The organism is Salinibaculum rarum, assembly GCF_030505615.1.
In the GTDB taxonomy this organism is placed as follows: domain Archaea; phylum Halobacteriota; class Halobacteria; order Halobacteriales; family Haloarculaceae; genus Salinibaculum; species Salinibaculum rarum.
In genome coordinates, this window is record NZ_CP129992.1 from 1,874,960 (window position 1) to 1,899,648 (window position 24,689).

Annotated in this window: 27 protein-coding genes and 1 tRNA gene; 22 read left to right on the forward strand and 6 right to left on the reverse strand. The window is 62.1% G+C overall.

Annotated features, from left to right (window positions below):
• Positions 1-28 precede the first annotated feature (28 nt).
• Positions 29-100 (reverse strand) — tRNA-Ala (locus tag QYL91_RS09915).
• A gap of 247 nt (positions 101-347) precedes the next feature.
• On the opposite strand from QYL91_RS09915, the gene QYL91_RS09920 reads away from it, so the two are divergent.
• Genes QYL91_RS09920 through QYL91_RS09940 form a run of 5 tightly spaced genes read left to right on the forward strand, consistent with a single transcriptional unit; the run spans position 348 to position 3,645 of the window.
• Positions 348-881, forward strand: a complete 534-nt coding sequence (locus tag QYL91_RS09920; protein WP_302080341.1) for a DUF7287 family protein — start codon at positions 348-350, stop codon at positions 879-881.
• Entirely contained in the window at positions 881-1,519 is a 639-nt protein-coding gene (locus QYL91_RS09925; protein WP_302080342.1) for a DUF7288 family protein, read from the forward strand. Before QYL91_RS09920 ends, QYL91_RS09925 begins: the two co-directional genes overlap by 1 nt.
• The gene (locus QYL91_RS09930; protein ID WP_302080343.1) at positions 1,507-2,460 is read left to right on the forward strand and encodes a DUF7261 family protein; all 954 of its coding nucleotides are present in this window, start codon (positions 1,507-1,509) and stop codon (positions 2,458-2,460) included. Before QYL91_RS09925 ends, QYL91_RS09930 begins: the two co-directional genes overlap by 13 nt.
• Positions 2,460-2,906 (forward strand): DUF7266 family protein, encoded by a 447-nt coding sequence (locus QYL91_RS09935; RefSeq protein WP_302080344.1) that lies wholly within the window; start codon positions 2,460-2,462, stop codon positions 2,904-2,906. The genes QYL91_RS09930 and QYL91_RS09935 overlap by 1 nt, the downstream gene beginning before the upstream one ends.
• Positions 2,899-3,645: a DUF7289 family protein gene (locus tag QYL91_RS09940; protein ID WP_302080345.1), complete on the forward strand. Its 747-nt coding sequence runs from the start codon at positions 2,899-2,901 to the stop codon at positions 3,643-3,645. Before QYL91_RS09935 ends, QYL91_RS09940 begins: the two co-directional genes overlap by 8 nt.
• A 1-nt stretch (position 3,646) precedes the next feature.
• Here QYL91_RS09940 and QYL91_RS09945 read toward each other — a convergent pair whose 3' ends face one another.
• Positions 3,647-5,107: a DUF7289 family protein gene (locus tag QYL91_RS09945; RefSeq protein ID WP_465269211.1), complete on the reverse strand. Its 1,461-nt coding sequence runs from the start codon at positions 5,105-5,107 to the stop codon at positions 3,647-3,649.
• A gap of 254 nt (positions 5,108-5,361) precedes the next feature.
• Here QYL91_RS09945 and QYL91_RS09950 point away from each other — a divergent pair, with 254 nt between their 5' ends.
• Genes QYL91_RS09950 through QYL91_RS09965 form a run of 4 tightly spaced genes read left to right on the forward strand, consistent with a single transcriptional unit; the run spans position 5,362 to position 7,830 of the window.
• Positions 5,362-5,826, forward strand: a complete 465-nt coding sequence (locus QYL91_RS09950) for a 30S ribosomal protein S15 (protein ID WP_302080347.1) — start codon at positions 5,362-5,364, stop codon at positions 5,824-5,826.
• Entirely contained in the window at positions 5,827-6,948 is a 1,122-nt protein-coding gene (locus QYL91_RS09955) for a hypothetical protein (RefSeq protein ID WP_302080348.1), read from the forward strand.
• Positions 6,945-7,187 (forward strand): KEOPS complex subunit Pcc1, encoded by a 243-nt coding sequence (locus tag QYL91_RS09960; RefSeq protein ID WP_302080349.1) that lies wholly within the window; start codon positions 6,945-6,947, stop codon positions 7,185-7,187. Before QYL91_RS09955 ends, QYL91_RS09960 begins: the two co-directional genes overlap by 4 nt.
• On the forward strand, positions 7,180-7,830 hold the full coding sequence (locus tag QYL91_RS09965) for a 30S ribosomal protein S3ae (RefSeq protein WP_302080350.1): 651 nt from the start codon (positions 7,180-7,182) through the stop codon (positions 7,828-7,830). Before QYL91_RS09960 ends, QYL91_RS09965 begins: the two co-directional genes overlap by 8 nt.
• Positions 7,831-7,852: 22 nt before the next feature.
• On the opposite strand, the gene QYL91_RS09970 is transcribed toward QYL91_RS09965, so the two are convergent.
• On the reverse strand, positions 7,853-8,317 hold the full coding sequence (locus QYL91_RS09970; protein ID WP_302080351.1) for a plastocyanin/azurin family copper-binding protein: 465 nt from the start codon (positions 8,315-8,317) through the stop codon (positions 7,853-7,855).
• An 82-nt stretch (positions 8,318-8,399) separates the two neighbouring features.
• On the opposite strand from QYL91_RS09970, the gene QYL91_RS09975 reads away from it, so the two are divergent.
• From QYL91_RS09975 to QYL91_RS09985, 3 genes are read left to right on the forward strand one after another with little or no spacing between them, the layout of a single operon-like run.
• Entirely contained in the window at positions 8,400-9,647 is a 1,248-nt protein-coding gene (locus QYL91_RS09975) for a HEAT repeat domain-containing protein (protein WP_302080352.1), read from the forward strand.
• A gap of 48 nt (positions 9,648-9,695) precedes the next feature.
• Positions 9,696-11,339 (forward strand): phospholipase D-like domain-containing protein, encoded by a 1,644-nt coding sequence (locus QYL91_RS09980; protein WP_302080353.1) that lies wholly within the window; start codon positions 9,696-9,698, stop codon positions 11,337-11,339.
• Positions 11,340-11,386: 47 nt separating this feature from the next.
• Complete coding sequence (locus QYL91_RS09985; RefSeq protein WP_302080354.1) at positions 11,387-11,608, forward strand: hypothetical protein; 222 nt, start codon at positions 11,387-11,389, stop codon at positions 11,606-11,608.
• On the opposite strand, the gene QYL91_RS09990 is transcribed toward QYL91_RS09985, so the two are convergent.
• Positions 11,605-13,521, reverse strand: coding sequence for a DHH family phosphoesterase (locus tag QYL91_RS09990; protein ID WP_302080355.1), 1,917 nt, complete (start codon positions 13,519-13,521; stop codon positions 11,605-11,607). The genes QYL91_RS09985 and QYL91_RS09990 overlap by 4 nt on opposite strands.
• Positions 13,522-13,614: 93 nt before the next feature.
• On the opposite strand from QYL91_RS09990, the gene QYL91_RS09995 reads away from it, so the two are divergent.
• Positions 13,615-14,121 (forward strand): JAB/MPN domain protein-containing protein, encoded by a 507-nt coding sequence (locus QYL91_RS09995; protein ID WP_302080356.1) that lies wholly within the window; start codon positions 13,615-13,617, stop codon positions 14,119-14,121.
• Positions 14,121-14,546, forward strand: a complete 426-nt coding sequence (locus tag QYL91_RS10000; protein ID WP_302080357.1) for an FAD synthase family protein — start codon at positions 14,121-14,123, stop codon at positions 14,544-14,546. The genes QYL91_RS09995 and QYL91_RS10000 overlap by 1 nt, the downstream gene beginning before the upstream one ends.
• Here QYL91_RS10000 and QYL91_RS10005 read toward each other — a convergent pair.
• Positions 14,543-15,697: a pyridoxal phosphate-dependent aminotransferase gene (locus QYL91_RS10005; protein WP_302080358.1), complete on the reverse strand. Its 1,155-nt coding sequence runs from the start codon at positions 15,695-15,697 to the stop codon at positions 14,543-14,545. The two genes, QYL91_RS10000 and QYL91_RS10005, sit on opposite strands and share 4 nt — an antisense overlap.
• Positions 15,694-16,107: a 6,7-dimethyl-8-ribityllumazine synthase gene (ribH, locus tag QYL91_RS10010; RefSeq protein WP_302080359.1), complete on the reverse strand. Its 414-nt coding sequence runs from the start codon at positions 16,105-16,107 to the stop codon at positions 15,694-15,696. The genes QYL91_RS10005 and ribH overlap by 4 nt, the downstream gene beginning before the upstream one ends.
• Before the next feature lie 108 nt (positions 16,108-16,215).
• Here ribH and QYL91_RS10015 point away from each other — a divergent pair, with 108 nt between their 5' ends.
• From QYL91_RS10015 to QYL91_RS10050, 8 genes are all read left to right on the forward strand, one after another.
• Positions 16,216-18,147: a flippase activity-associated protein Agl23 gene (locus tag QYL91_RS10015; protein ID WP_302080360.1), complete on the forward strand. Its 1,932-nt coding sequence runs from the start codon at positions 16,216-16,218 to the stop codon at positions 18,145-18,147.
• 71 nt (positions 18,148-18,218) lie between these two features.
• Entirely contained in the window at positions 18,219-19,379 is a 1,161-nt protein-coding gene (locus QYL91_RS10020; RefSeq protein WP_302080361.1) for a 5-(carboxyamino)imidazole ribonucleotide synthase, read from the forward strand.
• 89 nt (positions 19,380-19,468) lie between these two features.
• Positions 19,469-20,110, forward strand: a complete 642-nt coding sequence (locus QYL91_RS10025; protein WP_302080362.1) for an AIR carboxylase family protein — start codon at positions 19,469-19,471, stop codon at positions 20,108-20,110.
• Positions 20,111-20,213: 103 nt separating this feature from the next.
• On the forward strand, positions 20,214-20,630 hold the full coding sequence (locus QYL91_RS10030; protein ID WP_302082854.1) for an NADH-quinone oxidoreductase subunit A: 417 nt from the start codon (positions 20,214-20,216) through the stop codon (positions 20,628-20,630).
• A complete protein-coding gene (locus QYL91_RS10035) occupies positions 20,627-21,325 on the forward strand; it encodes an NADH-quinone oxidoreductase subunit B (protein WP_302080363.1) in 699 nt (232 codons plus the stop codon). Before QYL91_RS10030 ends, QYL91_RS10035 begins: the two co-directional genes overlap by 4 nt.
• Before the next feature lie 16 nt (positions 21,326-21,341).
• Positions 21,342-23,027: an NADH-quinone oxidoreductase subunit D gene (locus QYL91_RS10040; RefSeq protein ID WP_302080364.1), complete on the forward strand. Its 1,686-nt coding sequence runs from the start codon at positions 21,342-21,344 to the stop codon at positions 23,025-23,027.
• A gap of 47 nt (positions 23,028-23,074) precedes the next feature.
• On the forward strand, positions 23,075-24,079 hold the full coding sequence (locus tag QYL91_RS10045; protein ID WP_417750576.1) for a complex I subunit 1/NuoH family protein: 1,005 nt from the start codon (positions 23,075-23,077) through the stop codon (positions 24,077-24,079).
• 34 nt (positions 24,080-24,113) lie between these two features.
• Entirely contained in the window at positions 24,114-24,575 is a 462-nt protein-coding gene (locus tag QYL91_RS10050; RefSeq protein ID WP_302080366.1) for a NuoI/complex I 23 kDa subunit family protein, read from the forward strand.
• Positions 24,576-24,689 lie beyond the last annotated feature (114 nt).

Below are 24,689 nucleotides of genomic sequence, written 5' to 3' on the forward strand. Positions count from 1 at the left end.
GGGAACGAGACGAACGAAGTGAGTCGAGTGGACTCGCCGGGATTTGAACCCGGGGCCTTCCCCGTGCCAGGGGGATGATCTACCACTGATCTACGAGCCCGCGTCGGCATCCTTCGCTTGCCAGTGTTCTTTCTTAAACCCATCGAACCCAGGCGCTGAGCGCAGCCGCAGTGGAGGGGTCGTTGGGTGAACAGCCACAAGTGATATTATTCTCCAGTGCGTCGGACCGGCAAGTAACGTGGTGCCATCCGTTTGCTCGACTGCGGGCCGTGGGATTGGACTGCTCGCTGGCACGAGCGTCGCGCCAGAGTAACAGACGATGCGAGCGGTTTCGACAGGGTTCACCAATGAGGGGACAGACGACACTCGATTTCGCGCTGGGCATCAGTATCTTCCTTGTCGTCATCTTCTTCGTGTTCACGTTCGTCCCTGGCCTGCTGGATCCGTTCGCGCTCAACGAGGAGGAGGACACAGTACTGGTCGGTCAGATTGCCGACCGCCTGTCACAGGATACACTCGGTGACCCCGCAGAGCCGTACATTCTCGACCGCTCCTGTACGGTGAAGTTTTTCAACAACTCGACGAGCAACTCCGGGTGTGGATTCAGCGGCAATTCAACTCACGAACTGCTGAATATACCCCAGACGAAAGACGCCAACGTCACCATCGAGCGAAATAGTACTGTCGGGAGTGCGGGAACCGACATCCTCTGTTGGAACGCCACCTCGGAGAAATTGACTTCTGATGATAGTTGCGATGGTACGAAACTCAGTCTCGGTGATTCACCGACTGCGAACAACCGGAATCCCTCGACGATAACGGCACGGCGGGTCGTTTCGCTCAACGGCGAGGACGTGACGCTGAAGGTGGTGGTCTGGTGATGAGACCAGACAGGCCGCTCCCGCGCTCGGACCGCGCTCAGGCACACACCCTCGAGGCTGCTATTGCCGCGCTACTCCTGTTGACGAGTGTCGGAATTGCACTCCAGATGACTGCGGTGACGCCGCTCTCTGCCAGCACGTCGAGCCAGCACCTCGAAAACCAACTCGAAAAGACATCGAAAGGCATCCTGGCCAGCAACGCCGAAACGGGGGGACTGAAGGAGGCAGTGCTCTACTGGAACGACACGGCGGATTCATTCTACAACACTACCGGTGAAAAGTATTACACCGAGGACCCACCAAAGAACATCTCATTGGGTGAGTCACTCAATCGCACATTGGACAAGCGCAATGTTGCATACAACGTCAACATCGTTTATCAGAACGAACGGGGATTTCAGAGACGACAGCGGATGATATACCGTGGTGAACCGAGTGAGCATGCTGTTCGGGCTTCTCACTCAGTAACAATTGTTGACACCGATAAACTCAGAAATTCCGATGGGACACTCAGCGCAACGACGGTCACGGATGCCGCGAATGACCCGGACAAATCGCTTTATCTTCTGGACAGTACCAACTCGACGACCGGCGTCTACAACCACGTCCGTGTGGAGGTGATTGCATGGCGCATCTGACTGACTCTGATAGAGGCCAGATTATCATCGTCGCAGCGTTTGCGCTGGGAGTGATTTTCATCGCGCTTGCCGTTGTGGTCAACACGGCGATTTTCACTGGAAATCTTGCAACCCGCGGACAGGGAACTAGCGACGACGATGCACTCCAGTACCGTCACGAGATCGAACAGAGTGTTGGGACGGTCATCACGGAAATAAACAGACAGCATGACGGAAACGACTCTACGCACCTGAAGAATTGGGCGAAAGAAAACGTTACAGAGATTAACATCCAAGGCGGCAGGCAGAAGGCGACTAATGGACGTGTTGCTACCATCGATTACGCCTCGATGAAAAATGGGACCCGGTTCGTCAACGAATCTGGGGACTTTACTGGTGATACTACTGATCCGACAACCTGGCAGGTCGCATCCGATGTTTCCAACACCAGAGCGTTGAAATTCACTATTACGGATAGGACAGCACTCGCGGGGAGCTCTAACGCGTTTACCCTCTCACTGAACGGGTCCAATGATAACTACTGGAACATGACCCTGTTTAACCCCTCAGGGAATCGTGTGAACGTCACCGTCTCGAATGGAGATGGAGAAGTTGCGTCCTGCACACGTTCGGGTTCAGGGTCGCTTGAGGTCGCCGTTACGAGCGGCCTCGTGGATGGGAGGCCATGTTCTGCGTTGACAGTTAGCGGTGACCGCGACATGTGGTTCGGATCTGGAATCTCGGCGCCGTACAATATTACCTACGACAACGCGGACGAAATTGAGGGCGACTATGAGGGCGTCGTTGACAACGGACTAAATGAGGCGAATCTCCCCTCTATCTCTGGACCATCTTCGAAGTCCAACGCGGCAATTTACAGTCTGAACGTCAGCTACTCGTACGAAACTGTCTCGATGCGGTACGAAACGAACGTCCGAGTCGCACCGGGGGAGCCAGAATAATGACTGACCGTGCTGTCTCGACGACACTGGGCTACGTGCTAACGCTCTCGATAGCCGCGCTTCTGGTCGGGGGACTGCTCTCCGCAGGCGCTGGATTCGTGACGACCCAGCGCGACGTCGTTATCAGAGAGGAGATGTCGGTCGTCGGTCAGCAACTCTCCGCGAACGTCGAACAGGCCGACCGACTGGTCAACGCCAGTAACGCAAGCGTCGGCGGGAGTCCAGTCGTGCAGGTCAACCAGACGTTCCCAGAGACGGTGGCACGTTCGCAGTACGACATCAGATTAAACAACCAAACTGACCAGCTGATTTTGAGCAGTACGGATCCCGAACAGACAATCGTCGTGAACGTCACGACGAGTACGAAACTCGGAAACTCGACCGCCAGAGGCGGCGAGATAACGGTCCGGTACGCCGGCAACAAACTGGTGATCGACAATGTGTGACGACCGTGCAGTCAGCGAAATACTGGGCTACTCGCTCGTCTTCACACTCGTCATAACGTCGGTCGCCTTCATCTCTGTCGGCGGTCTCGCCGGGTATCAGAGCGCCGAGAACTTCGAACGCCAGACTAACTCCCAGAAGGCCTTCGACGTGATGCACAACAATCTGGAGGACATCTACTACCAGGGAGCGCCGAGTCGGGGCACGGAGATTGACCTCGGTGAAACCTCGCTCACACTCGCGGACCCCATCTCTCTCAACGTCACACTCAATGGTACTAACAACGAGGAAAACTTCACTATCACGTCACGCCCGCTCGTTCAAAGTCTGGGTGATGGCAACAAACTTGTCTACGAAGCAGGCGCTGTGTTTCAGACGACTCGGGACGGTGGTGTTGTCCGACAGCAACCACCGATGCTTCTGCGCAACAATACGGCACACATCATCGCAGCGAATATCAGTGAACCAGCCGCTCGAAGCGTCAGCAGTGGAACCGTACTGATACGCGCTCAATCGCAGGACCGATTCTTACGCTACCAGAACACGTCACGGCAAAAGAATGTCTCCCTCACTCTCAACATCACATCCCCACGAAGCGAACTCTGGTACGAGTATCTTGACAACACGGCTACGTTCCGCGGGGACTGTACCTTGTCCGGGGATTTCGTTAGCTGTGGCCCCGTCAACCTAGAGCAAGGCTACCTCGTTGAGGTGCGTCTCGCTTTCATCTTCGATCGGTAACTCACTCGTCGCTTACGGTTATTATGTTGGTCGTTACGTGTAGGTACTGTAGTCGGGTTATCTCGTCAGACTGGACGTCCAGACGGATGTCGTTTACGTCTGAGCTGTAATTGAAATCTGTTGCTGGTTTTCCATTGTCAGTGTACGTCTGACAGACAAGCCCGCCAGTGATATTCGGGCTTCCATTGATCGTACAATCTGACCGTGGTGCGTAAATGAGCCCGGTAAACGACGAACTCCCGCTGATAGTAAACTCTCCGTCGGAGTGGATAATAACGCTCGCTTCTGATGGGTTACCGTTTACGTCGTTGTACGCTTGGGGTTCGAAATTTTCGCGTGCGTAGGCTGTGACCGTGTGCGGGTCGTCGACATCCTCGATAGTGACCGTCCCCGGTTCGTAGTCGCCGTTCACGACGATACTCACGTTGCCATCCGGATCATCAACGGTGATGTCGCTGCTGTAATCTCCGTCTATCCAGAATGTTCCCGAGCTTGTGATCGAACTACTGAGTGAATTACACGCTGACGCGTTGTTTTTACACTTGTCGATGCGGTCCTCGATTCGGTCATCCAGAGAGGGATAGCTTACACCTTCTGTATTTGGCGTCGGTTCGTCCCCAGCACCGTTGGTTTCGATACCATCTGGGTCTGTCGTTGCGACAGCGTTCTCGTACTCTTCTTCGAACGGCGGGACGAGCGAAATTGTCACCGTCTGCTCCTCGTGATTGTAGGTCACGTCGCCTTCGGTTCGTTCGACGAAGTAACTACCCCAGCCTCTGTAGTACTTACTCTTGACCGTTACGTTGACCTTTGTTCCGTTAACCGGATTTATGAATTCTTTCTGTGACTGGTCCGGGAAATGCTGAGCAGTCTCGTTGTGTGTGATTACCGCTTCGTCGTTCAGCGATCCATCACCACGAACCGTTATCAGAGGAAGTGTCAGTGTCCGGTCGCGGTAGTGGAATTCTGGCGGAGACACCATTATCGAATTACCGCCTTCGCTGGCCCGCCAAACGCCACCGCCCTGATACGCGATTGTCCGTTCTCCGCTCGTATAGATGAGTGCACCCATCGTCTCGTTGAAAATCAACTTGGAACCTCCAGAAGCGTTGACGTACGAGACGTTCATCCACCCCGTGTCCTTTTTCAGCGTATATGCTCCGCCGGTGCTCCCAGGGATAGCAACTCTTTGTGTGTCGGTATTTCCAAGTGCAACCAACGCTGCCTTCGAGTCAAACTGTGTCAGTACTTTTTCGGCACGGTCGTTATTGAGATTCTCCTGTGCGTCACCGAGTGCTGTTGCACCGAGAGCAACGATGAGTACTGAACCAACGATGACGAAACCGAAGACAAGGGCGACACCTATCACGCTTGACTGGGCGCGCACACGCTGACGGCGTGACTGCTTCCCGATTCGGCCCCCCTCTTCTTGGTCACTTTGCCCTCGGTCAGACGCCACCATCTCACGGAGAGTTGGGTGCCCGCACTAATAAACAGTCTGGCCAACCCCAAATTCTGTGACTGAGCCGTCGTCGCGAAAGAGAAACCGTTAACACCGCGGATAGACTCCACACAGACGGGAACGCACGGCCGCAAATCTGACTCGCCGTCCGCTTGGGCGGCTTGGGATTGCGGCAGTGTTCGCGTCACACGACGCAAACACACGGCGACAACTATCGCCAGTCACCAAGCGGTCTGTGCAGTTCCAATCTACACATGGCACGAATGCACTCACGCCGCCGTGGCTCGTCCGACTCGGACAAGCCGGTGGCAGACGACCCCCCGGAGTGGAGTGACGTAGCGGAAAATGCAATCGAAGAACGCGTCGTCGAACTGGCCGAACAGGGCCACAGCCCCAGTCAAATCGGGCTGAAGCTCCGTGACGAAGGTGTCGAGGGGACCTCGATACCCGACGTCAAGCTCGCGACAGGTAAGAAAGTCACCGAGATTCTCGAGGAAAACGAGGCAACGCCGGAGTTCCCCGAGGACCTCCGGAACCTCATGGAGCAGGCAATCGGCCTGCGCGAACACATGGACGAGAATCAGACGGACTACCAGAACAAGCGCGCGCTCCAGAACACGGAGGCGAAGATTCGCCGCCTCGTCGGCTACTACCAGGGTGACGAACTCGACGAGGACTTCACCTACAGCTACGACAAGGCCAAGGAACTGCTCGAATAGATGTCCACGACCGGTCGTCCCGACGCGAACGCCCCTGCCGCGAGCGACGTCGCCGCGCGCCTCGCCGACGCGGAGTTTGTCCGCCTCGTCGCTGCCGCCGACGGCGACGCCGTCGCCGCCACGGGACTGTTCGCACGCACGCTCGACGCACGCGACACGCCGTATCAGGCGACAGTCGCACCGCTCCCCGAGCGTGCCGACCGGGCGACCGACGCCGACCTGACCGTCTCCATCGGCCGCGCGGCCGCGACTGCCGACCTCACGCTGGGTGTCGAGACAGTCGCCAGCGCGACAGCCTTCGAGGCCGCAAGCGAGATCGGGTCACCGGACCCGCTGCTCGCACTCGCCGGCATCGTCGCCGCGGGCGAAGTCCCCAGTGGCACACCGCTCGAAGCGGCCCAGGCGATGGGTCTCGAACGCAGACCCGGTGTCGCGATTCCGACGGCGGACCTCGTCGATGGACTCGCACACTCGACGCTCGTGGCCGCACCGTTTTCCGGAAGCGAGGACGCCACAGCCGACCTCCTCGCGGAGTTCGACACCGACCAGCGCGACGAGGAAACCCGGCGACGAATCGCGTCGCTGGTCGCACTCGCCGTCGCTGGCGACGAACACGGCACCGAGCAGGGCACGCGCGCTGTCGAACGGATGCTCCGGCCCTACGTCGGCGGTCCCTTCGAGACCATCGGCGGGTACGCCGACGTCCTCGATGCCGTCGCGCGCGAGCGTCCCGGGCTTGCCGTTGCGCTCGCTGTCGGTAGTCTCGACACCGAGACTGCCCTCGATAGCTGGCGAACCCACGGCAAGCGCGCCCACGCTGCACTCTCGACTGCAAGAACTGGCCGCTACGACGGGCTGTTCGTCGTCCGCTGTGACGACCCGGCCCCGGTCGGTACCGTCGCCCGCCTCGCGCGGGACTTTCGCTCACCGGAACCGGTCGTTCTCGTCGTCGCAGACGACGAGGCGGCAGCTCTCGGGCCGGCAGAGGCGGCAATCGGCGACGCGATGGAAACGGCCATCCAGACAGTCGACGGCGAGGCTGCGGGTACCCCGACGCGGGGGCGCGCACGCTTTGCTGCCGACGAGACCGAGTTCGTCCTCGCGTTCAGGGAGGCACAATGAGACGGGCGACCATCCGGACGACCCACGGTGACGGGGAGACAGCGCGTGCTCTCGCGCGCGCCGTCGAACCGGACAACACCGACGAGATGGACACGCAGGTCATCGACGAGACAGTCGAGACGACAATCGCCCGGGAGACGACCGGCGGACTCCATTCGACAGTCGACGACTACGTCGTCAACCTCACAGTCGCAGCACAGCTTACCGACCAACAGACACCAGACAACAATCATGAGTGAACGCTCAGTATCCCGACAGAAGCAAGAGAAGCGGTGGTACGACGTGCTCGCCCCGGAGCAGTTCGGCCGGGAAGAGCTCGGCGAAACACCGGCAGACGAATCGGAGAAGGTCCTCGGACGGACCATCCAAACCACGCTTGGCGACCTTCGGAACGAAGCCAGCGAGAACAACACGAAACTGACCTTCAAGATCAACGAGGTTGCCTCGGACACGGCCTACACCGAGTTCGTCAAACACGAACTCACCCGTGACTACCTGCGCAGCCTCGTTCGCCGTGGCTCCTCGAAAGTCGGCGCCTACATCACGGTGCTGACCACCGACGACTACCGCGTCCAGATTCAGCCCGTCGCGCTGACCACGAAAGACGCCGACGAGAGCCAGGAGAAGGCAATCCGTCGCCAGATGATCGACATCGTCGAAGAGGCCGCAGCCGAGCGGACCTTCGAGGACCTCATCGACAGCATCGTCGAGGGGCGTCTCTCCTCGGCAATCTACAACGAGGCAAAGACCATCTACCCGCTTCGCCGCGTCGAAATCCAGAAGACGACGCTCGAAGCCCACCCCGAAGAAGTCGCTGCCGAAGAAGAGACCAGCGTCGACGTGGACGAAGAAGACGTCGAAGTCGACGTCGACGACGAGTAGCGGCCGCGTTTTTCGCCCGCGACTATTGCGTTTCGGGCGTCGCCGTCACGGTACCCGAAGACTCAGCATCGCCAGTGACCGTCACAGAGCCGGCCATGCCGCTGGGTTCGTGCGGGATACAGACGTACGCGTGGGTGCCCGGGACGGTAAACTCCCGCTCGTAGGTTTCACCCTGGCCGAGCCGGCCGCCGGCCGACGAGCGCCATGCCTCGCGCGCCGCTGACTCGGAGTCGAAGTCGCCAGTCGCCCAGTAGTCGGCCTCTGACGGAATTTCCTCTTCGTAAGCGGTCACCGTGTGTCCCTGTTTGCTGGTGTTTTTCCAGACGACGGTCGTGCCGGGCTCGACTTCGAGGGCCATCGGCCTGAACGCTCGTGTGCTCATCCCGATGTCGTAGTCGCCCCGGTCGGCACTGCCGCCGATACAGCCAGCGACGGTCACTGTGGCGCCGATTCCGGCCGCGCTCTGGAGGAACGTCCGGCGGTCCATACTCTTTCTCGGGCCTGGCGAGACAAAGACTACTCGATTTCAAAGGGAAACGCTCTTGGCCCGAACCGACGCACGTTCGGATATGAGCAACGGCGAGGACGACACTGACGACGCCGAACCCGCCGGCGCACTCGACCCGGACGACCTCGAAACCCGGCTCGACGACGCCGCCGAGGCACTCGAAAACGCCGAGACAGAGGCCGACCTCGACACTATCGAGACGACCCTCGACGCCATCGAGGAGGACCTCGAGGCCGCGGACCTCCCAGAACCGGAGGACGACGACGAGGAAGACCCACAGGAGGCCATGGAGAGTCGCCTCTCGGACCTCCGGAACGACTTAGAAGAGCAACGCGGCCCCTACGTTTCGGACGTGACCGACATCGTCGACGACGAGGTCGCGACCATCCGTGACACGCGCTGGACCGAAGACGGCGAGTCCGAGGTCGCCGAGGCCGCCAGTGCGTTTGGCGAGTCAATCAGCGAGACACTCGATGCCCCGCTGTCGGTCGACACCGACGACATCGAGGAAATCGCCGACGAACTCGAAACCACGAGCGAGACTATCGGCGACACCGACTTCGACCCAGACGAGGACGCAGAGATTATTAGCGAACTCCTCGATGCCGCCCAGCAACTCTCGGACGACATCGACGCGGCCGAGGAGTGGGACGACCTGACCGTCCGCGAGCAACTCCAGGCCCAGGGCTTTTACGACGTTCTCGACTCCGAGAACCGCAAGGATTACCCTGCCGAGTGGAACGCGGTCAAACTCTACACGCAGGAGAAGGACATCGAGCCGATTCTCACCGCACTCGACCGGTTCGAGTCGGACTTCATGGAGGAGAATATCCTCTCGGCGCTCGAACAAATCGCCCCCGAAGAGGCGTTCGAGCCGATTCACGAACTCGCCCAGAAGCGCAACATCCAGCCCATCCGCATTCTCGGTCGCATCGGTGACGACCGCGCCTGCGAGACGCTGCATGACTTCCTCGGCGGCGGCGACGTGAAACTGGAGAAGACGACGCTTCGCGCACTCGGCACCATCGGCAGCGAGGAGTCGACACAGGCCGTCGCGAACCGTCTCGTGGCCGACAACGCCGAAATCCGCTCGCTGGCTGCGCGCGCGCTGGGTCTCATCGGTGACACACGTGCCATCGATCCACTCGCACGCGTCCTCGACGAGGACGACGCCGACGAGGTCCGCGCCAGCGCGGCGTGGGCACTCAACCAGATTGGCACCGAAGCCGCCCTCGACTCCGCCGCAGAGTACGCTGACGACCGGTCCTACATCGTGCAGGTCGAAGCCGAGAAGGCGACCGGCGCCTGATACGTTCCGGCCGAGATTTTATAGTCCAGTCCGCGACCAGCCCTGCCCGTGTCCGGACTGGACCCCGTCCGTCTCGTACTCGCCTGTTCGGTAGCGGCGGCGCTGCTCGTCGTCGGCACTCTGCCGGTCGCCGGGGCTGACGGACCTGTTGCTTCCGTCGCTGACGAGCAGTCCTCGACTGGGCCGCGTCTCGTGGCGGCCTATCCCAATCCCGTCATTGACGGCGACGCTGGTGAGTACGTCGTCGTCTCGGTCCCGCCGGCGACCGACCTCGGGTCGTATTCGCTGGCTGACGACGACTCCGCCGTCTCTCTGCCGAATCGGACCGCGAGCGGGCGAGTCGTGCTGTCGACGGCACCGAACGCCACGGCATCACTCGTCGATGCGGACCCACTTCCCGTCTCCGACCACCTCGAACTCGCAAACGGTGGGGAATCTCTCACGCTCTCTCACAACGGTACCGTGGTCGACCGCCTGAACTACACCGACGCACCGTCGGGGGAGCTCCGGGTGGTTGCTGGGACACGACGGTGGCGTCCGCTGGGTGCGACCGACCGCCCTGTCGTAACCGGAGATTCAGGGACCGTAACGGCATTTGCGCTTCCTGACGCACCAGCGGTTGCGACGGAGACGCTTGCGGGCGCGGACAGCCGAATTCTCCTCGCCGGATACACGCTGGGAGACGATGCAGTCGCCGACGAGCTTCTGGCGGCCGCCGCCCGGAACGTCACCGTTCGCGTGCTGGTCGATGGCGACCCCGTCGGCGGGACAGCACGCCGGCAGGCGAGGCTTCTCGACCGGCTCGCCGATGCCGGTATCGAGGTCCGGGTGCTGGGTGGGGAACGTGCCCGATACAATTTCCACCACGCCAAGTACGCCGTCGTCGACGACCGCGCGCTCGTCGCCACGGAAAACTGGAAACACGCCGGCCTCGGTGGCAACGGGAGCCGCGGCTGGGGAGTCGTCACCAGCCAACCACGCATCGTGCAGGGCCTCGCTGCAACCTTTCGTGCAGACGCCGGCTGGCACGACGCGCGACCCTGGACGGCATACCGCGCCGACGAATCTTTCCAAGAGGCGCCCCCGGCAAACGAGACGTACCCGACGAGATTTCAGCCCCGCTCGGTCCGAGTTGAGGAGACACGCCTGCTCGTCGCACCAGACAACGCCGAGACGACGGTCCTGAATCTCATCGACAACGCCACGGAGACGCTCGCCATCCAGCAGGTGTCGATTGGTGGCCGCGGCCAGCCGTTCGTCCAGGCGGCGCTCGCGGCCGCCCGTCGCGGGGTGACGGTCCGTATTCTGCTCAGCAGCGCGTGGTACGTCGAAGACGAGAACCGCAAACTCGTCGACTGGCTCGACGAGCGGGCGAGCCGGGAGAACCTCCCGCTCGAGGCCCGGCTCGCCAAACCACGGGGTCAGTTCGAGAAAGTCCACACGAAGGGGCTGATTGTTGACGGCGACCAGGTCGTCTTTGGGAGTATGAACTGGAACAACAATTCCGCGCACGAGAACCGCGAGGTCGTCCTCGTGCTGGAGGGCAAAGAGGCTGGGACCTACTACGGGCGCGTGTTCGACGCCGACTGGCCAGTCGCGCCCCCGCTCTCTCTCGGGGTGGTCGCTGCCGTCCTCGCTGTCACCCTGGTCGCCTGTCGGGCCGGCAGCCGATTAGAATTTAACTCTCACTGATGGTTGTCTGACGGACACTTTTGTGTGGTGGTGTCTGTCACTCGAGTATGGGAGTACCACGCGTGTGGCTGGACGTCAACCGCGGTCGCCAGTCGCGAGACGACGCGTCCGGGACTGGAGACTCACCACCAGAAGCGAGTGAGAACACCGACGCGAACGGAACAGCGTCGAAAACGAATCCGTGGGACGACGTGGAAGCCGCGCGGCGACCGAGTCAGACCGACGTCGACTTGCCGACACCGAAGACCGACCAGCCAGCGGACGATTAGGCGTCGTCGGGCAGTGCGGCCGAACTCTGGAGGTCTTCGTCGATTTCTGCCTCGGACATCTTCTCGACGAGTGCGTCCAGTACTTCTTCGCGGCGTCCTTTGACGAACTTGATAGAGCCGACGACGAGGTGACCGCCGCCGCTGACGCCCGCGCCCGGGAGTTCGTCGGTCAGTTCCGTGACCATCTGCGGGATGTCCAGGCGGACACCGTCAGAACGGAGCACGGCAAAGTCCGGCCCGTAGCCGATGGTGATGACTGGGTCGCCGGTCTCGGCGACTTTCCGGTCGTGGACTTTTCCCGTCGTCTTTCCGGGTGCGGGGTAGGTAAAGCGCTTGGCGTGATTTTCGACGTCCAGCCGGTAGAGGTGGGCGCCGTTGTCGAGGTCCTCGGTTTCGACGTGGGCGAGCGCGCCGTCGAGTTGGTCTTCGACGTCCGATTCTGCGCCTTCGACGAGCAGGTCGACCAGCTGTTCGTGCCGGTCTCGGTCGTCGCAGTTGACGTTGAGGACGTCGTTGATGAACTCCCGCCCGTCGTTGTATCGCAGCCAGAAGGTGGCATAGTCCAGCGCTTCGCCGATGTCACGCAGCCGGGACTCCTCGTAGCCGGCTTCTTTTGCGAGGTCGATGTACTCGGGCATCGCTTCGCCCTCCGAGCGGTCTGAGAGACCAGCGACCGCGGGGACGTGTTCGAGTTCCGACGTGAGGTCGGGGGCAATCATCCGCGCGATTTCGACGCTCATCATCCCGGTCGTGATGCGGTAGTCCTCGTCGTGGAGGTAGGGGTTGACGTGGGCGTCCACGAGCGGTTCGACGACCTCGGGGTCGGGGTGGTGGTGGTCGACCACGAGAATCGGCACGTCGTAGTGGGCCAGATTCTGGTAGGCCGGCGTGTCCTCCTCGGTCGACCCGTTGTCGAGCATCAGGAGGAGCGGAAGCTTCTGGCCGTGGCGCTTGCGGTCTTCCAGTGCGTAGTTCAGGTCGCGAGTGACGTCTTCCATCTCGTAGAACGGCGCCTTGCTCGGGAGTCGCTTGAGCAGGTGCCGCGCTGCGTCGGGGTCCTCGTAGACCTCTTCGATGAACTCTTCGAGCGCGTACTGGAGGGGAACGCTCGCACAGAGTCCGTCACCGTCGGCGTGGTGGCGCATCCGGATGGGTCGCCCCTCCAGGATTGTCGTCCGGAGTCGGCGAGCGATGTCCTGCAAGTCCCCGCGGAGTTTCTCGAAGGCGGGCCAGTCGGCCAGCGGGTCGACCTCGGCGGGAGACGCGAGGTCCTCGGTGGCTGCGTCGAGGCGGGCGCTGACGTCCGTTGCATCCTCGTCGTCGAGGACGCGGATGTCATCGACTTCGATCTGGGCGGCACCCTCGCGTGACTCGACGGTCCCGGTCACGCGAACGATGTCGTCGAGTTCGATGTCGGGGTGGGCTCGGACGCCAGCCTCCTCGAAGGCGGCACAGGGGACGATAGCCCGTTCGCCACGGACCTGGAAGATGGTCGGGCCGCCGGTCTGTTTTATCTGGACGACCTGGCCGTCGAGGTGGACCGTCTGGCCGGTCGCCTCGGCGACTGCCGCGGCGTCGACCTTGGCCCCGTGACCGACCGGTTCGGTCTCGGCGTCGGCGAGTTGCACTTCGGAGAAGCTCACGTCGCCGTCGGGAAGAATCTCGGTGAGTTCCACGATGAGGTCCTCGCCCACCTCGTAGTTGTCGATGAGGTTCGAACTGTGGACGAGTCCGGAGACGCGGTCAGAGACGTCGACGAAGACGCCGTAGTCCATGACGCCGTTGACTGTTGCGTGATACCGTGCGCCTTCTTCGAGGTCTTCGAGCGTGCAATCTGCAGCGAGGTCGTAGACAGTGGCCCGCTGTTCCGGGGCCGTGGTACCGGCATTTCCGGTACCGTTCGGTGGAGACATGGACACCTCTTCGGCGTTCGAGCGTTTTTAAGCTTCGATACGTGCCGGCACGGGAGCGGAACGCTTAGAAAGTCACGGGACCGAGCGACGGGTATGGGATTGTTCCGCTCGGGCGAGATTCTCGGCATCGCCGAATCCGCACTCGAGTTCGCCCTGGCGGCCTCCGAAGAGGCCCACCCCAACGAGTACATGGGGTTGCTCCGCGGTGAACAGGCGAGCAACGTCGGACTCGACGAGCACGGCACCGTCCTCACCGAGGTGCTCGTCGTTCCCGGAACCGAGAGCAACCCGGTCAGTGCCTCGTTCAACACGAACATGGTGCCAAACGATTTGAGCGCGACCGGCTCGATTCACTCACACCCCAACGGCGTCCTCCGTCCGAGCGACGCGGACCTGGCCACCTTCGGTCGGAACAAGGTCCACATCATCGTCGGTGCGCCGTACGGCCGCACTGACTGGGAGGCCTTCGACCGGGAGGGCGAGGTCATCGACCTGCCGGTCCTCGACGTCGACCCGCCCGAAGAGGAGTTTTTCGACATCACGCAGGAAGATATCGACCGCGAGCACCGCGGCGAGACTGAGGGGGACCGGTGGTCGTGATGGAGCGGGTCGTCGCACAGGGGACGTTCGACATTCTCCACCCCGGCCACGTCCACTACCTCCGGGACGCCGCGTCGATGGGGGATGAACTGCACGTCATCGTCGCCCGGTCGGGAAACGTCACGCACAAACCGTCGCCGGTTGTCCCTGGCCCACAGCGCGTCGAGATGGTCGAAGCGCTGGAACCGGTCGACCACGCCCGACTCGGCCACCCCGAGGACATCTTCGTTCCAATCGAGGAAATCGACCCGTCGGTCATCGCGCTGGGCCACGACCAGCACCACGACGTGGCTGGTATCGAGGCGGCACTCGCCGAACGCGGTATCGACTGTGAGGTGGCTCGCGCCTCCGGTCGCGAGGCGGGGCCTGACGAGATTCTCTCGACCGGGCAGATTATCGAAAAGATTCTGGACGAACGGGCCTAGAGCAGGTCTTCGTCGTCGAGCCGTTCGACGGCCTCTTCGAGTCGCGCTTTGCTGTTCGCGTAGGAGATACGCGCGTAGCCGGGCGTCCCGAAGGCGCTGCCGGGCACCGTCGCGACGTGGGCGTTCTCGATGGCGTCCTCACACCAGGCCTGGTCGTCGTCGTCGACGGGCAACATCATGTAGAAGGCACCCTGTGGCGTGGCAATCTGTTTGCCTCGCTGTTCGAACTCCTCGACGAGCAGGTCGCGTCGCTCCTCGAACGCGGCGACCATCTCGTCGATGGCCTCGTCGGTGTTTTCGAGTGCTTCGATGCCTGCGTGCTGGACGAAGTTGACCGCACAGGAGACGGAGTGGCCGTGGACCTTCCCGGCCTGGCCGACCAGTTCCTCGGGACCGGCGAAGTAGCCGAGCCGCCAGCCGGTCATCGCGTAGGACTTCGAGAAGCCGTTGACCGTGATGGTACGGTCGCGCATCCCCTCCAGCGTGCCGAGATTGGTAAAGGACACGTCGTCGTAGAGAATCTGGTCGTAGATTTCGTCGGCGATGACCGTCACGTCGTGGTTGACAGCCATGTCGCGGACGCCCTTGAGAGCAGTCTCGGAGTAGACTGCACCGTGGGGGTTGCCCGGCGTGTTCAACACGAGGAGCTTGGTGTCGTCGGTGACGGCACCACGGAGGTCGCCGAGCGCATCTTCCAGACGGAAGTCGTACTGGGACGTGTCGACGCGGTTGAGGTCGGCCCCAGCAATCTTGGCCATCGCCTCGTAGGAGACCCAGGCGGGGTCGAGCAAGACGACTTCGTCGCCGTCCTCGATGAGCGTCTGGAACACCTCGAAGAGGGCCTGCTTTGCACCCGGGGTGACCATGATGTTCTCGGGGCCGTACTGGTTGAGGCCGCGCTCGTGGAGGTCGTCGGCGATAGCCTCTCGGAGTTCCGGAATGCCCTGCGAGGGTGTGTAGCCGGTCTTGCCCGCTTCGAGGGCTTCTTCGGCGGCGTCTTTGATGTTCTGTGGGGTGTCGAAGTCCGGTTCGCCGACGCTGAGGTCGACGACGTCCGTTCCGTCGGCTTCGAGTTCCGATGCTTTGTTGCTGATTGCGAGCGTTGCGCTCGGTTCGACGCGTGTGACGCGGTCTGCGAAATTGAGTGTCATGATTCGAGTTCGTGTACCATATCGACTGCACTGTTGACGGCTGTCGCGCCGTGGTCGATGCGCGCTGCGGCTTCGTCTTGGCTCATACCCGGACCGATGATACCCAGCGTCACCGGTGTGTCCCGGTCGAGGCTCACATCGGTCAGCGCCTGCGCGGCGGCGTCTCCGATGACCTGGTCGTGGTCGGTATCGCCGGTTACGATAGCACCGATGACGGCCACGGCCTCGATGTCGTCGCGCCGCGCCAGCCGGTCCGCTGCCAGCGGCGTGTCGTACGACCCCGGTACGTTCAGGGTCTCGACGATGTCTGCACCGCGCTCGCTGGCTGCCTCGCGGGCGCGTTCGGCCATCTCGTGGGTGATTGGCCGGTCTTTGTTGAACTGGGCGACGACCAGTCCGAGCTGTACCATATTGTCTCCGGGGTGACCTGCGGTAAAAGAAGTACCGTTCTCTGTACGCCTGGCACGCTCTCGCCGGTAACCGTAACCATTCTAACGGTCCCACTCGGCTGTCTGCGTATGTCGGAGCGTCGCCCTGACGACGCCGGCCAGACGCCGGCTGGTGGTCGGTCCCCCGCCTTGCCCGCTATCCGAGAGCTGTTTGCCACTGTCTCACTCCGCCAGGCGGTGGCCGCGATCACTGCTCTCGCGCTCGCGATTCGCTTCGTCGGACTCGGTGCGCGCCCGTTCCACTTCGACGAAGCACGGGTCGCCTACTGGTCGCTGTACTACGTCGACAGCGGCCACTTCGCGTACCGCCCTATCGTTCACGGCCCGTTCATCCAACTCGTCAACGCCTGGCTCGTCGGCCTCTTCGGGGCGAGCGACTTCCTCGCGCGCGCTCCCGTTGCAGTCGTCGGTGGCCTCCTCCCCGCCGCCACGTATCTCTACCGGGAACACCTCGAAAAGAGTGAAGTTGTCGTCCTCTCTCTTTTCCTTGCGTTCAACGCCATCTTCGTCTACTACTCGCGGTTTCTCCGCAGCGATATTTTGCTCGCCGGGTTCATGTTCGCCGGCTTCGGCTTCGTCGTCCGGTACTACGACACGCGGCGCGTTCGCTATCTCTACGCCGCTGGCGCGCTCGTCGCGCTCGGGCTGACGACGAAAGAAAACGGGCTGGTCTACCTGCTGACGTGGGGCGGGGCGACGGCGCTGCTCGTCGACCACGCGCTTTTCCCGCCCCGTGGGTTCCGAAATGGAATCGACCGCATCAGACAGTCCCGTGTCGGTCGGTTCCTGGGTGACTTGCGCGCCGTCGCGCTCGTCCCGTTCAGGGGGACGGCTGTTCTCGAAGAGCGCTGGGAAAATCCCAGAGCTGTTCGCCGGAGCGTCGCTCTGCTGGCTGTCCACGTCGTCGGTGCTGTCGCCGTCGCGTTCCTGATTCTCGTGTTCTTCTATGCGGACCGCGGGGCGGGCATCGATGGTCTCACCAATCCCCCCGCCGCTGTCGCCGCTGGCGAGACGGGACTGTGGCAGGCACTCGGACGACCGCTCCAGTTTCCGGGCTACGCGTTCGGTACCGTCGAACACGCCTTCTCGGAGGCTATCAACCAGTGGGGGAGTGTCAGTGGAAACGGGGATACACCGTTTCTCGACCGATACGCATACACGCTGGGCCAGGAGCTCACGGCAATCCGGCGCGGTGCGCTGGCCGTCGCCGTTCTGGGTGTTCTGGGCTTCGTCTGGGAGCGGTACGGGTCCGAGACACCGCGGAATCTGGTGATGTTCATGTCCTACTGCGGGCTGGCGTCGGTCGTCGGCTACTCGCTGAAAAACGACCCGGGGACGGGCAAGTGGCTGACGATACATCTCATCCTCCCGATGATGATACCCGCTGCGGTCGGTGCGGGTCGACTCTACCGATGGGGCAGGCGGGCCGCCTCGAATCGCGACACCGTCGGGGTGTTTCTCGTCGTCGCCGTCGCGCTCTTGCTCGGTGCGCAGATGGCGACCGCGACCATCTCGACGTCGTATCTCGATACGACTTCCGAGGACAACGGCTTCGTCCAGTACGCCCAGCCCGAAGCCGACGCTCGCGACGCCTTCACTGCAATCGGCGCCGTCAGCGACGGGCAAGGGACAGACGCCGTCATCTATCTCGACGAGAACCACTCGACGCAGTACGAACTCCTCGGCGACGAGTCGTACTGGTACAGGGAACCGGCGTGTGTCGGGAACTCCTGGACAAACACGTTGCCGCTCCCGTGGTACTTCGGGACGGCAGACACGAACGTCAGCTGTGTCGAGCAATCCGAGACTCTCACCGAGCAGGTCCAGACTGATGCGCCGCCGATGATAATCACCCACCCCGACGACCCGACGGTGCCGACCGAACTGCTCGCTGGGAACTACACCGCGCGCACGTTCAACCTCTACCGGGGCGCACACCCGGTCCGGTTCTACGTTCACGAGGACTACGTCGACGAGGCGCCGGGCTGGCCAACGCCCTGAGTGGCGGAGCGTCCGGTCGCCACCCACCGGATGAAACAACCCTTATAGCCTTCGGTGGGGAACGCCGCGGTATGCAACTGACCTCGCCAGGGACGACACTCGGCGTCGTCGGCGGTGGACAGCTCGGTCGGATGCTCGGGGAGGCTGCCACGCCGCTCGGCATCGACCTGGTCGTCTCCGACCCGACACCCGACGCGCCGGCCGCACCCGTCGCCAGCGAGCAGGTCGTCGGTGACTTCGACGACGAAGCGACCATCCGCGCCGTCGCCGAGCAGTCCGACTACCTCACCTTCGAGATCGAACTCGCAGACCCCGACGCGCTCGAACGGGTCAGCGAGGAGACGGGGACGCCAGTCCATCCCCACCCGGAGACGCTGCGGACGATTCAGGACAAACTCGTCCAGAAAGACCGCCTCAGCGACGCTGGCGTCCCGGTCCCGGCGTACCGCCGCGTCGAATCTGCCGAGGACCTCCAGTCGGCACTGGACGAACTGGGCTACCCTGCAATGTTGAAGGCCAGAGAGGGCGGGTACGACGGGCGCGGGAACGTCCCCGTCGAGTCACCGGACGACGTGGAAGCGGCGTTCGAGGCAATCGACGGCCCGGCGATGGTTGAGGAGTTCGTCGACTTCGAGCGGGAACTCGCCGTGATGGGCTGTCGCGGCGACGGCGAACGTGACACCTTCCCCGTCACCGAGACGATTCACCGCGAGGAGATCCTCCGCGAGACGGTGACGCCTGCACGGACGGATGAAGTGACTCGCGAGCGCGCACGCGAAGTCGTCACCGACGTCCTCGACGTGATGGACGGCCGCGGGGTCTTCGGCATCGAACTGTTCGAGACCACAGACGGAGAGATTCTGCTGAACGAAATCGCGCCACGGCCACACAACTCCGGCCACTGGACCATCGAGGGCTGTCACACCTCCCAGTTCGAGCAGCACGCGCGCGCGGTCACGGGACTCCCGCTTGGAACGACCGAACAGCGTGCCCCGACCGTCTCGGCGAACATTCTGGGTGATGTCGAGGAGCGCCAGACAGCATCGCTGTCCGGCGTCGACGAGGCACTCGCTACCGACAGACTTGGCTTCCACTGGTATGGTAAACACGAGGTCTACAACCTCCGCAAGATGGGACACCTTGCACTGGTCGCTGACGGCGACAGCGTCAACCGCGATGCGCTGCTCGACAGCGTTCGCTCGGTCCGTGACGGGTTGACCTTCGAATCCTGACCGGCGGAACTGTTGTTTTTGGGTGCGTGTCTCCGTCTCGGCAGTCGGGACCAGCAACGCTTACGACTCCGCCGGGAGGATTGTGGGATATGACACATTCAGACCGCGTCCAGTCACTCATCGACGACCTCGAAGCGGAAGCCGAGCGCGACCGGCCGGCCGAGGACACTCCCGAAATCGGCATCATCATGGGGTCCGATTCTGACCTCGACGTGATGGCCGGTTCCAAAGAGGGGCGGCCTGGGGCCTACGACGTGTTGACCGAGAAACTGGGCTTTGCAGAGCAGACCAGCTACGAGGACCCGCCCGAGGCGCGCTTTACCTTCGAGACGTTCGTGGTCTCGGCACATCGGACACCGGACCTGATGTACGCCTACGCGGCCACGGCGGCCGACCGCGGACTCGACGTAATCATCGCGGGCGCGGGCGGGAAGTCGGCGGATTTGCCGAACATGACCGCGTCTATCGCGTATCCGCTGCCGGTCATCGGCGTGCCGGTCCAGGAAAAATCACTCCAATCGGTCATCGGCATGCCACAGGGTGCGCCGCTGGTCGCCGTCGACGCGGGCAAGTCGTTCAACGCGGCGCTGTCGGCCGTCCAGATGCTCGCTCGTCAGCACGACCAGCTCCACGACCGCCTCGTCGATTATCACAACGACCTCCAGGATGGCGTCGGCGAGGTGTCCCGAGACCTCCACGAACTCGGGACGCCGGGGTTCCGGGGGGAGTAACCGCTCCAGCCGCCGTCCTCGGTGGTGAACTGGCGCGCACCGAAACCACAACAATCAACCCTTATATGGGACCGCTCCAAACCGTCAAATGATAGGAGCCAATATGGTCAATCCATGGATAGCCATCGGAGCGCTGGCACTCGTGGCAATCGTCATCCCATTGAGTATGATGATGGTATCGGCGTTGCTGCGGCCGAGCGTCCCCGAAACGAGCAAACGCGCCACCTACGAGAGTGGCGAGGTGCCGACTGGCAGCAGCCGTTCGATTCGGTTCAATATCCAGTACTACATGGTCGCGCTGCTGTTTGTCGTCTTCGACATCGAAACCGTTCTCATCTTCCCCTGGACGGTTGTCTATCGCAGTGCCATCGAGAACGTCGGTCTCCTCCGTGCACTGGGACCGATGGTGCTGTTTATCGGTATCCTCGTCGTCGGCCTCGCGTGGGCCTGGCGCAATGGTGCAGTCGAGTGGGTCCGCAGCCCACGGGCTGACAGACAGCGGACAGAACACAAATCATGAGCAACGACACAGAACTCCACGATACACTGGAACAGGCACAGTCGACCCAGGCCGCCCGGATGGGCGAGGGTGTCGACGACCGGTTCAACTCCAAACTCCGGCAGGCATTCGGACACACCCCCTTCATTCTCACCAAATTCGACCAGTTCATGAACTGGGTCCGGGGGTCCTCGATGTTCATGCTGCTGTTCGGGATTGCCTGCTGTTCCATCGAGATGATGCACACCTACGCGGCCAAACACGACCTTGACCGCTTCGGTACGGGCGTCCCCCGTGCCTCTCCCCGGCAGGCAGACGTCATCATCGTCCCGGGGACCATCGTCTCGAAGTTCGCACCCCGTCTCAAGCGGGTCTACGACCAGATGCCCGAGCCCAAGTTCGTCGTCTCGATGGGGTCGTGTACCATCTCTGGCGGTCCGTTCCAGGAAGGGTACAACGTCATCAAGGGCGCAGAGGAGATTATCCCGGTCGACATTCACGTTCCGGGGTGTCCGCCTCGCCCCGAGGCGCTCGTCTACGGCATCGCCAAACTCCAGGAGCGGACCTCGAACGGCGAGACGTCCCCGGTCACAGTCAAGCCGTACGAACTCGAAGAGTTCGGCGACCTCGAACAGGACGAAATCGTTCAGAGTCTCGCATCGGACATCGACGAGGAAGATCTCGTCATGCGGCTCAACTGGGCTGATTCGCCATGACTGGAGGTGACCACGAATGAGTCTCGAAGACCCACGCGAACCGGCCGAGACGGACGCCGGCGTCACCGACGACGGCACCCTCGACTACGACGAACTGGCCGAACTGCTCGGTGACCACGTCATCGACCGCGAGGACCACGTCAACGCCGAGGGATTCGTCATCCGCCCCGACGAAGTCGAGGAGACCCTGTCGACGCTCAAAGAGGACGCCGGCTTCGACCACCTCGCCAGCGTGACCGCACAGGATTACCAGGACCGTGCCGAGTCCATCTATCACCTCCGGAAGTACGCCGACCCGACACAGGAACTCTCGGTCGTCGTTCCGACAGAGCGTGACAACCCGGTCAGCCAGAGCGCGTCGGGCGTCTTCGACACTGCAGAGTGGCACGAGCGAGAGGCCTACGACCTCGTCGGCATCGAGTACGAGGGCAACCCGGACCTCCGCCGGATTCTCCTGCCGGAAACGTGGCAGGGCCACCCACTCTCCCAGGACTACAATCAGGACAAACCTCAGATTGTGCCCCTGCGCGAGCACGCCAACCCGATGGAGGAGAAGACGAAGATTCCGGACGACCCGGACACGATGTTCGTCAACATCGGGCCACACCACCCCGCAACGCACGGCGTCCTCCACGTCAAGACGACGCTGGACGGCGAGCAGATTGTGGACCTCGACCCCGACATGGGGTATCTCCACCGGTGTGAGGAGCAGATGTGCCAGCAGTCGACCTACCGGCACCAGATTATGCCCTATCCCGACCGCTGGGACTACCTCTCCTCGGGCATCCTCAACGAGTGGGCGTACGCCCGGACGGCCGAAGACCTCGCGGACATCGAGGTTCCGGAGTACGCACAGGTCATCCGGACGATGTCTGCCGAACTGTGTCGGATTGCCTCGCACCTGCTGGCAATCGCCACGTTCGCACTGGACATCTACGGTGACTTTACGGCTATCTTCATGTACGGCATCCGCGACCGGGAGGTTATCCAGAACATTCTGGAGGAGCTGACCGGTCAGCGGCTGATGTTCAACTACCTGCGCCTCGGTGGCGTCGCGTGGGACCTGCCGGAACCGCGCGAGGACTTCTTCGAGATGATTCGGGACTTCCTCGACGAGCTTCCGGACCGGCTGGAGGAGTACCACAACCTCCTCACGTCGAACGAAATCTTCCAGACGCGAGTCATCGACACGGGCGTCCTGCCGTACGAGGAGGCCAAGTCCTTCGGCGCGACCGGACCAGTCGCCCGTGGCTCCGGCGTCGACTACGACCTGCGTCGTGACGACCCCTACGGCTACTACGACGAACTGGACTGGGATGTCATCACCGAGGACGGTGGCGACAACTTCTCGCGGGCACTCGTCCGTCTCAAAGAGATGGAACAGTCCGGTCGTATCATCGAGCAATGTCTCGACCTGCTCGAAGACTGGCCCGAAGACGAACGCGAGATTCAGGCCAACGTCCCACGGACCCTCAAGCCGGAGCCGGACACGGAGATTTACCGGGCGGTCGAGGGTGCGAAAGGCGAACTCGGCATCTACATCCGCTCGGACGGCACGGACAAGCCGGCGCGGTTCAAGATTCGGAGTCCGTGCTTCTGTAACCTGCAGACGCTGCCGACCATGTCGGAGGGTGAGTACATCCCTGACATGATTGCATCGCTTGGGAGTCTTGACGTCGTGCTCGGGGAGGTGGACCGCTAATGCAGATGCTCCCCGACCAGATTGCCGGTGTCCTGCCGATCGGCGGGATGGCTGGCGAAGTCATCGCCGCTATCATCGGTGCCGCTATTATCGGGACCATCATGCTCACGAACACGGCACTCGCTGGACCGTGGGCGAAGCGAAAGATTACCGCGGCGTTTACCGACCGGATTGCGGTCAACCGTATCGGTCCGTTCGGTCTCCTGATTATCGTCGCCGACGCCGTCCGACTGCTCTCGAAGGAACTCATCGTTCCCGAGGGCGTCGACCGACCGGCCTGGGACCTCGCGCCGCTTATCATCGCCTCGACTGCGTTGCTCGGTTTCTCGGTCATCCCGATGGGGTCGATTCTCGGTATCAACATGCAACTGGCCGACCCCGATGCCGGGCTGGCAATCGTCTTTGCGTTCGCGTCGATGGCCTCGATTGGCCTCGTGATGGCCGGCTACGCGTCGAACAACAAATTCTCGTTCCTCGGCGGACTGCGTGCGGTCGCACAGAATCTCGCCTACGAGATTCCGCTCATCCTGACCGGTGTCTCCGTCGTGCTGTTCGCGGAGACGCTCCAACTGGGCGGCATCGTCGCCGCACAGCAGGAGACGCTGTTCTCGCTGGGTCCGATTGCGATTCCGGCGTGGTTCGCGTTCGTGAATCCCTTCGCGTTCGTGCTGTTCGTCATCGCGAATCTCGCTGAAATCGGTCGGAACCCCTTCGACATCCCCGAGGCACCGACCGAGATTGTCGCCGGGTATCAGACCGAGTACTCCTCGGTGTACTTCGTGCTCATCTACCTCGGTGAGTTTATTCACATCTTCCTCGGCGGCGCAATCATCGCCACGCTGTTCCTCGGTGGCCCGGCCGGCCCGATTTTGCCTGGCTTCATCTGGTTCATGGTCAAAATCTGGGCCGTCTTCCTGTTCACGCAGTGGGCCCGGTCGGCGGTTCCTCGGGTCCGTATCGACCAACTCATCCAGATTGGCTGGAAGGGCATGCTCGTGCTCGCGTTCGCGAACCTGTTCCTGACGGCCGTCATCGTCGGGGTGATTGCCTGATGTCGCCGTCGACGACTACTGGAGGTGTCACAACATGCTAGGAATCCTCAAAGGTATGGCAACGACGATGAAGCACGCACTCGACGGCAACACGTTCACCGTCCAGTATCCCGAAGAGACGCCGGAAGTGTCACCCCGGTTCCGCGGTGTCCACAAGTTCAGTCAGGAGCGGTGTATCTGGTGTCGGCAGTGTGAGAACGTCTGTCCGAACGACACAATCCAGATTGTCACCAACGACCAGCGGGAAGGCGAGCAGTACAACCTCCACATCGGGCAGTGTATCTACTGCCGGCTCTGTGAGGAAGTCTGCCCCGTCGACGCGATTCTCCTGACGCAGAACTTCGAGTTCGTCGCGGACACGAAAGACGAGTTCGCCCTCAACAAGGAGGAACTCAAGAACGTGCCGTGGTACAAGGACATCGACCCACTCGAGTCCCGCGAACCGGACCGCGGTGCGTGGATTGGCGAAGGCGACGGCGAAGTCGACTATCAGTAGATAGGCATCCGGCGACGAAGTCGCCGGTTCACCGGAGCCGAACGGAGCGAGGGTCCGGTATTTTTTGGTCCAGATTTTTGCCGGGAGTGGTGCGCGAGCAACGCGAGCGCACCC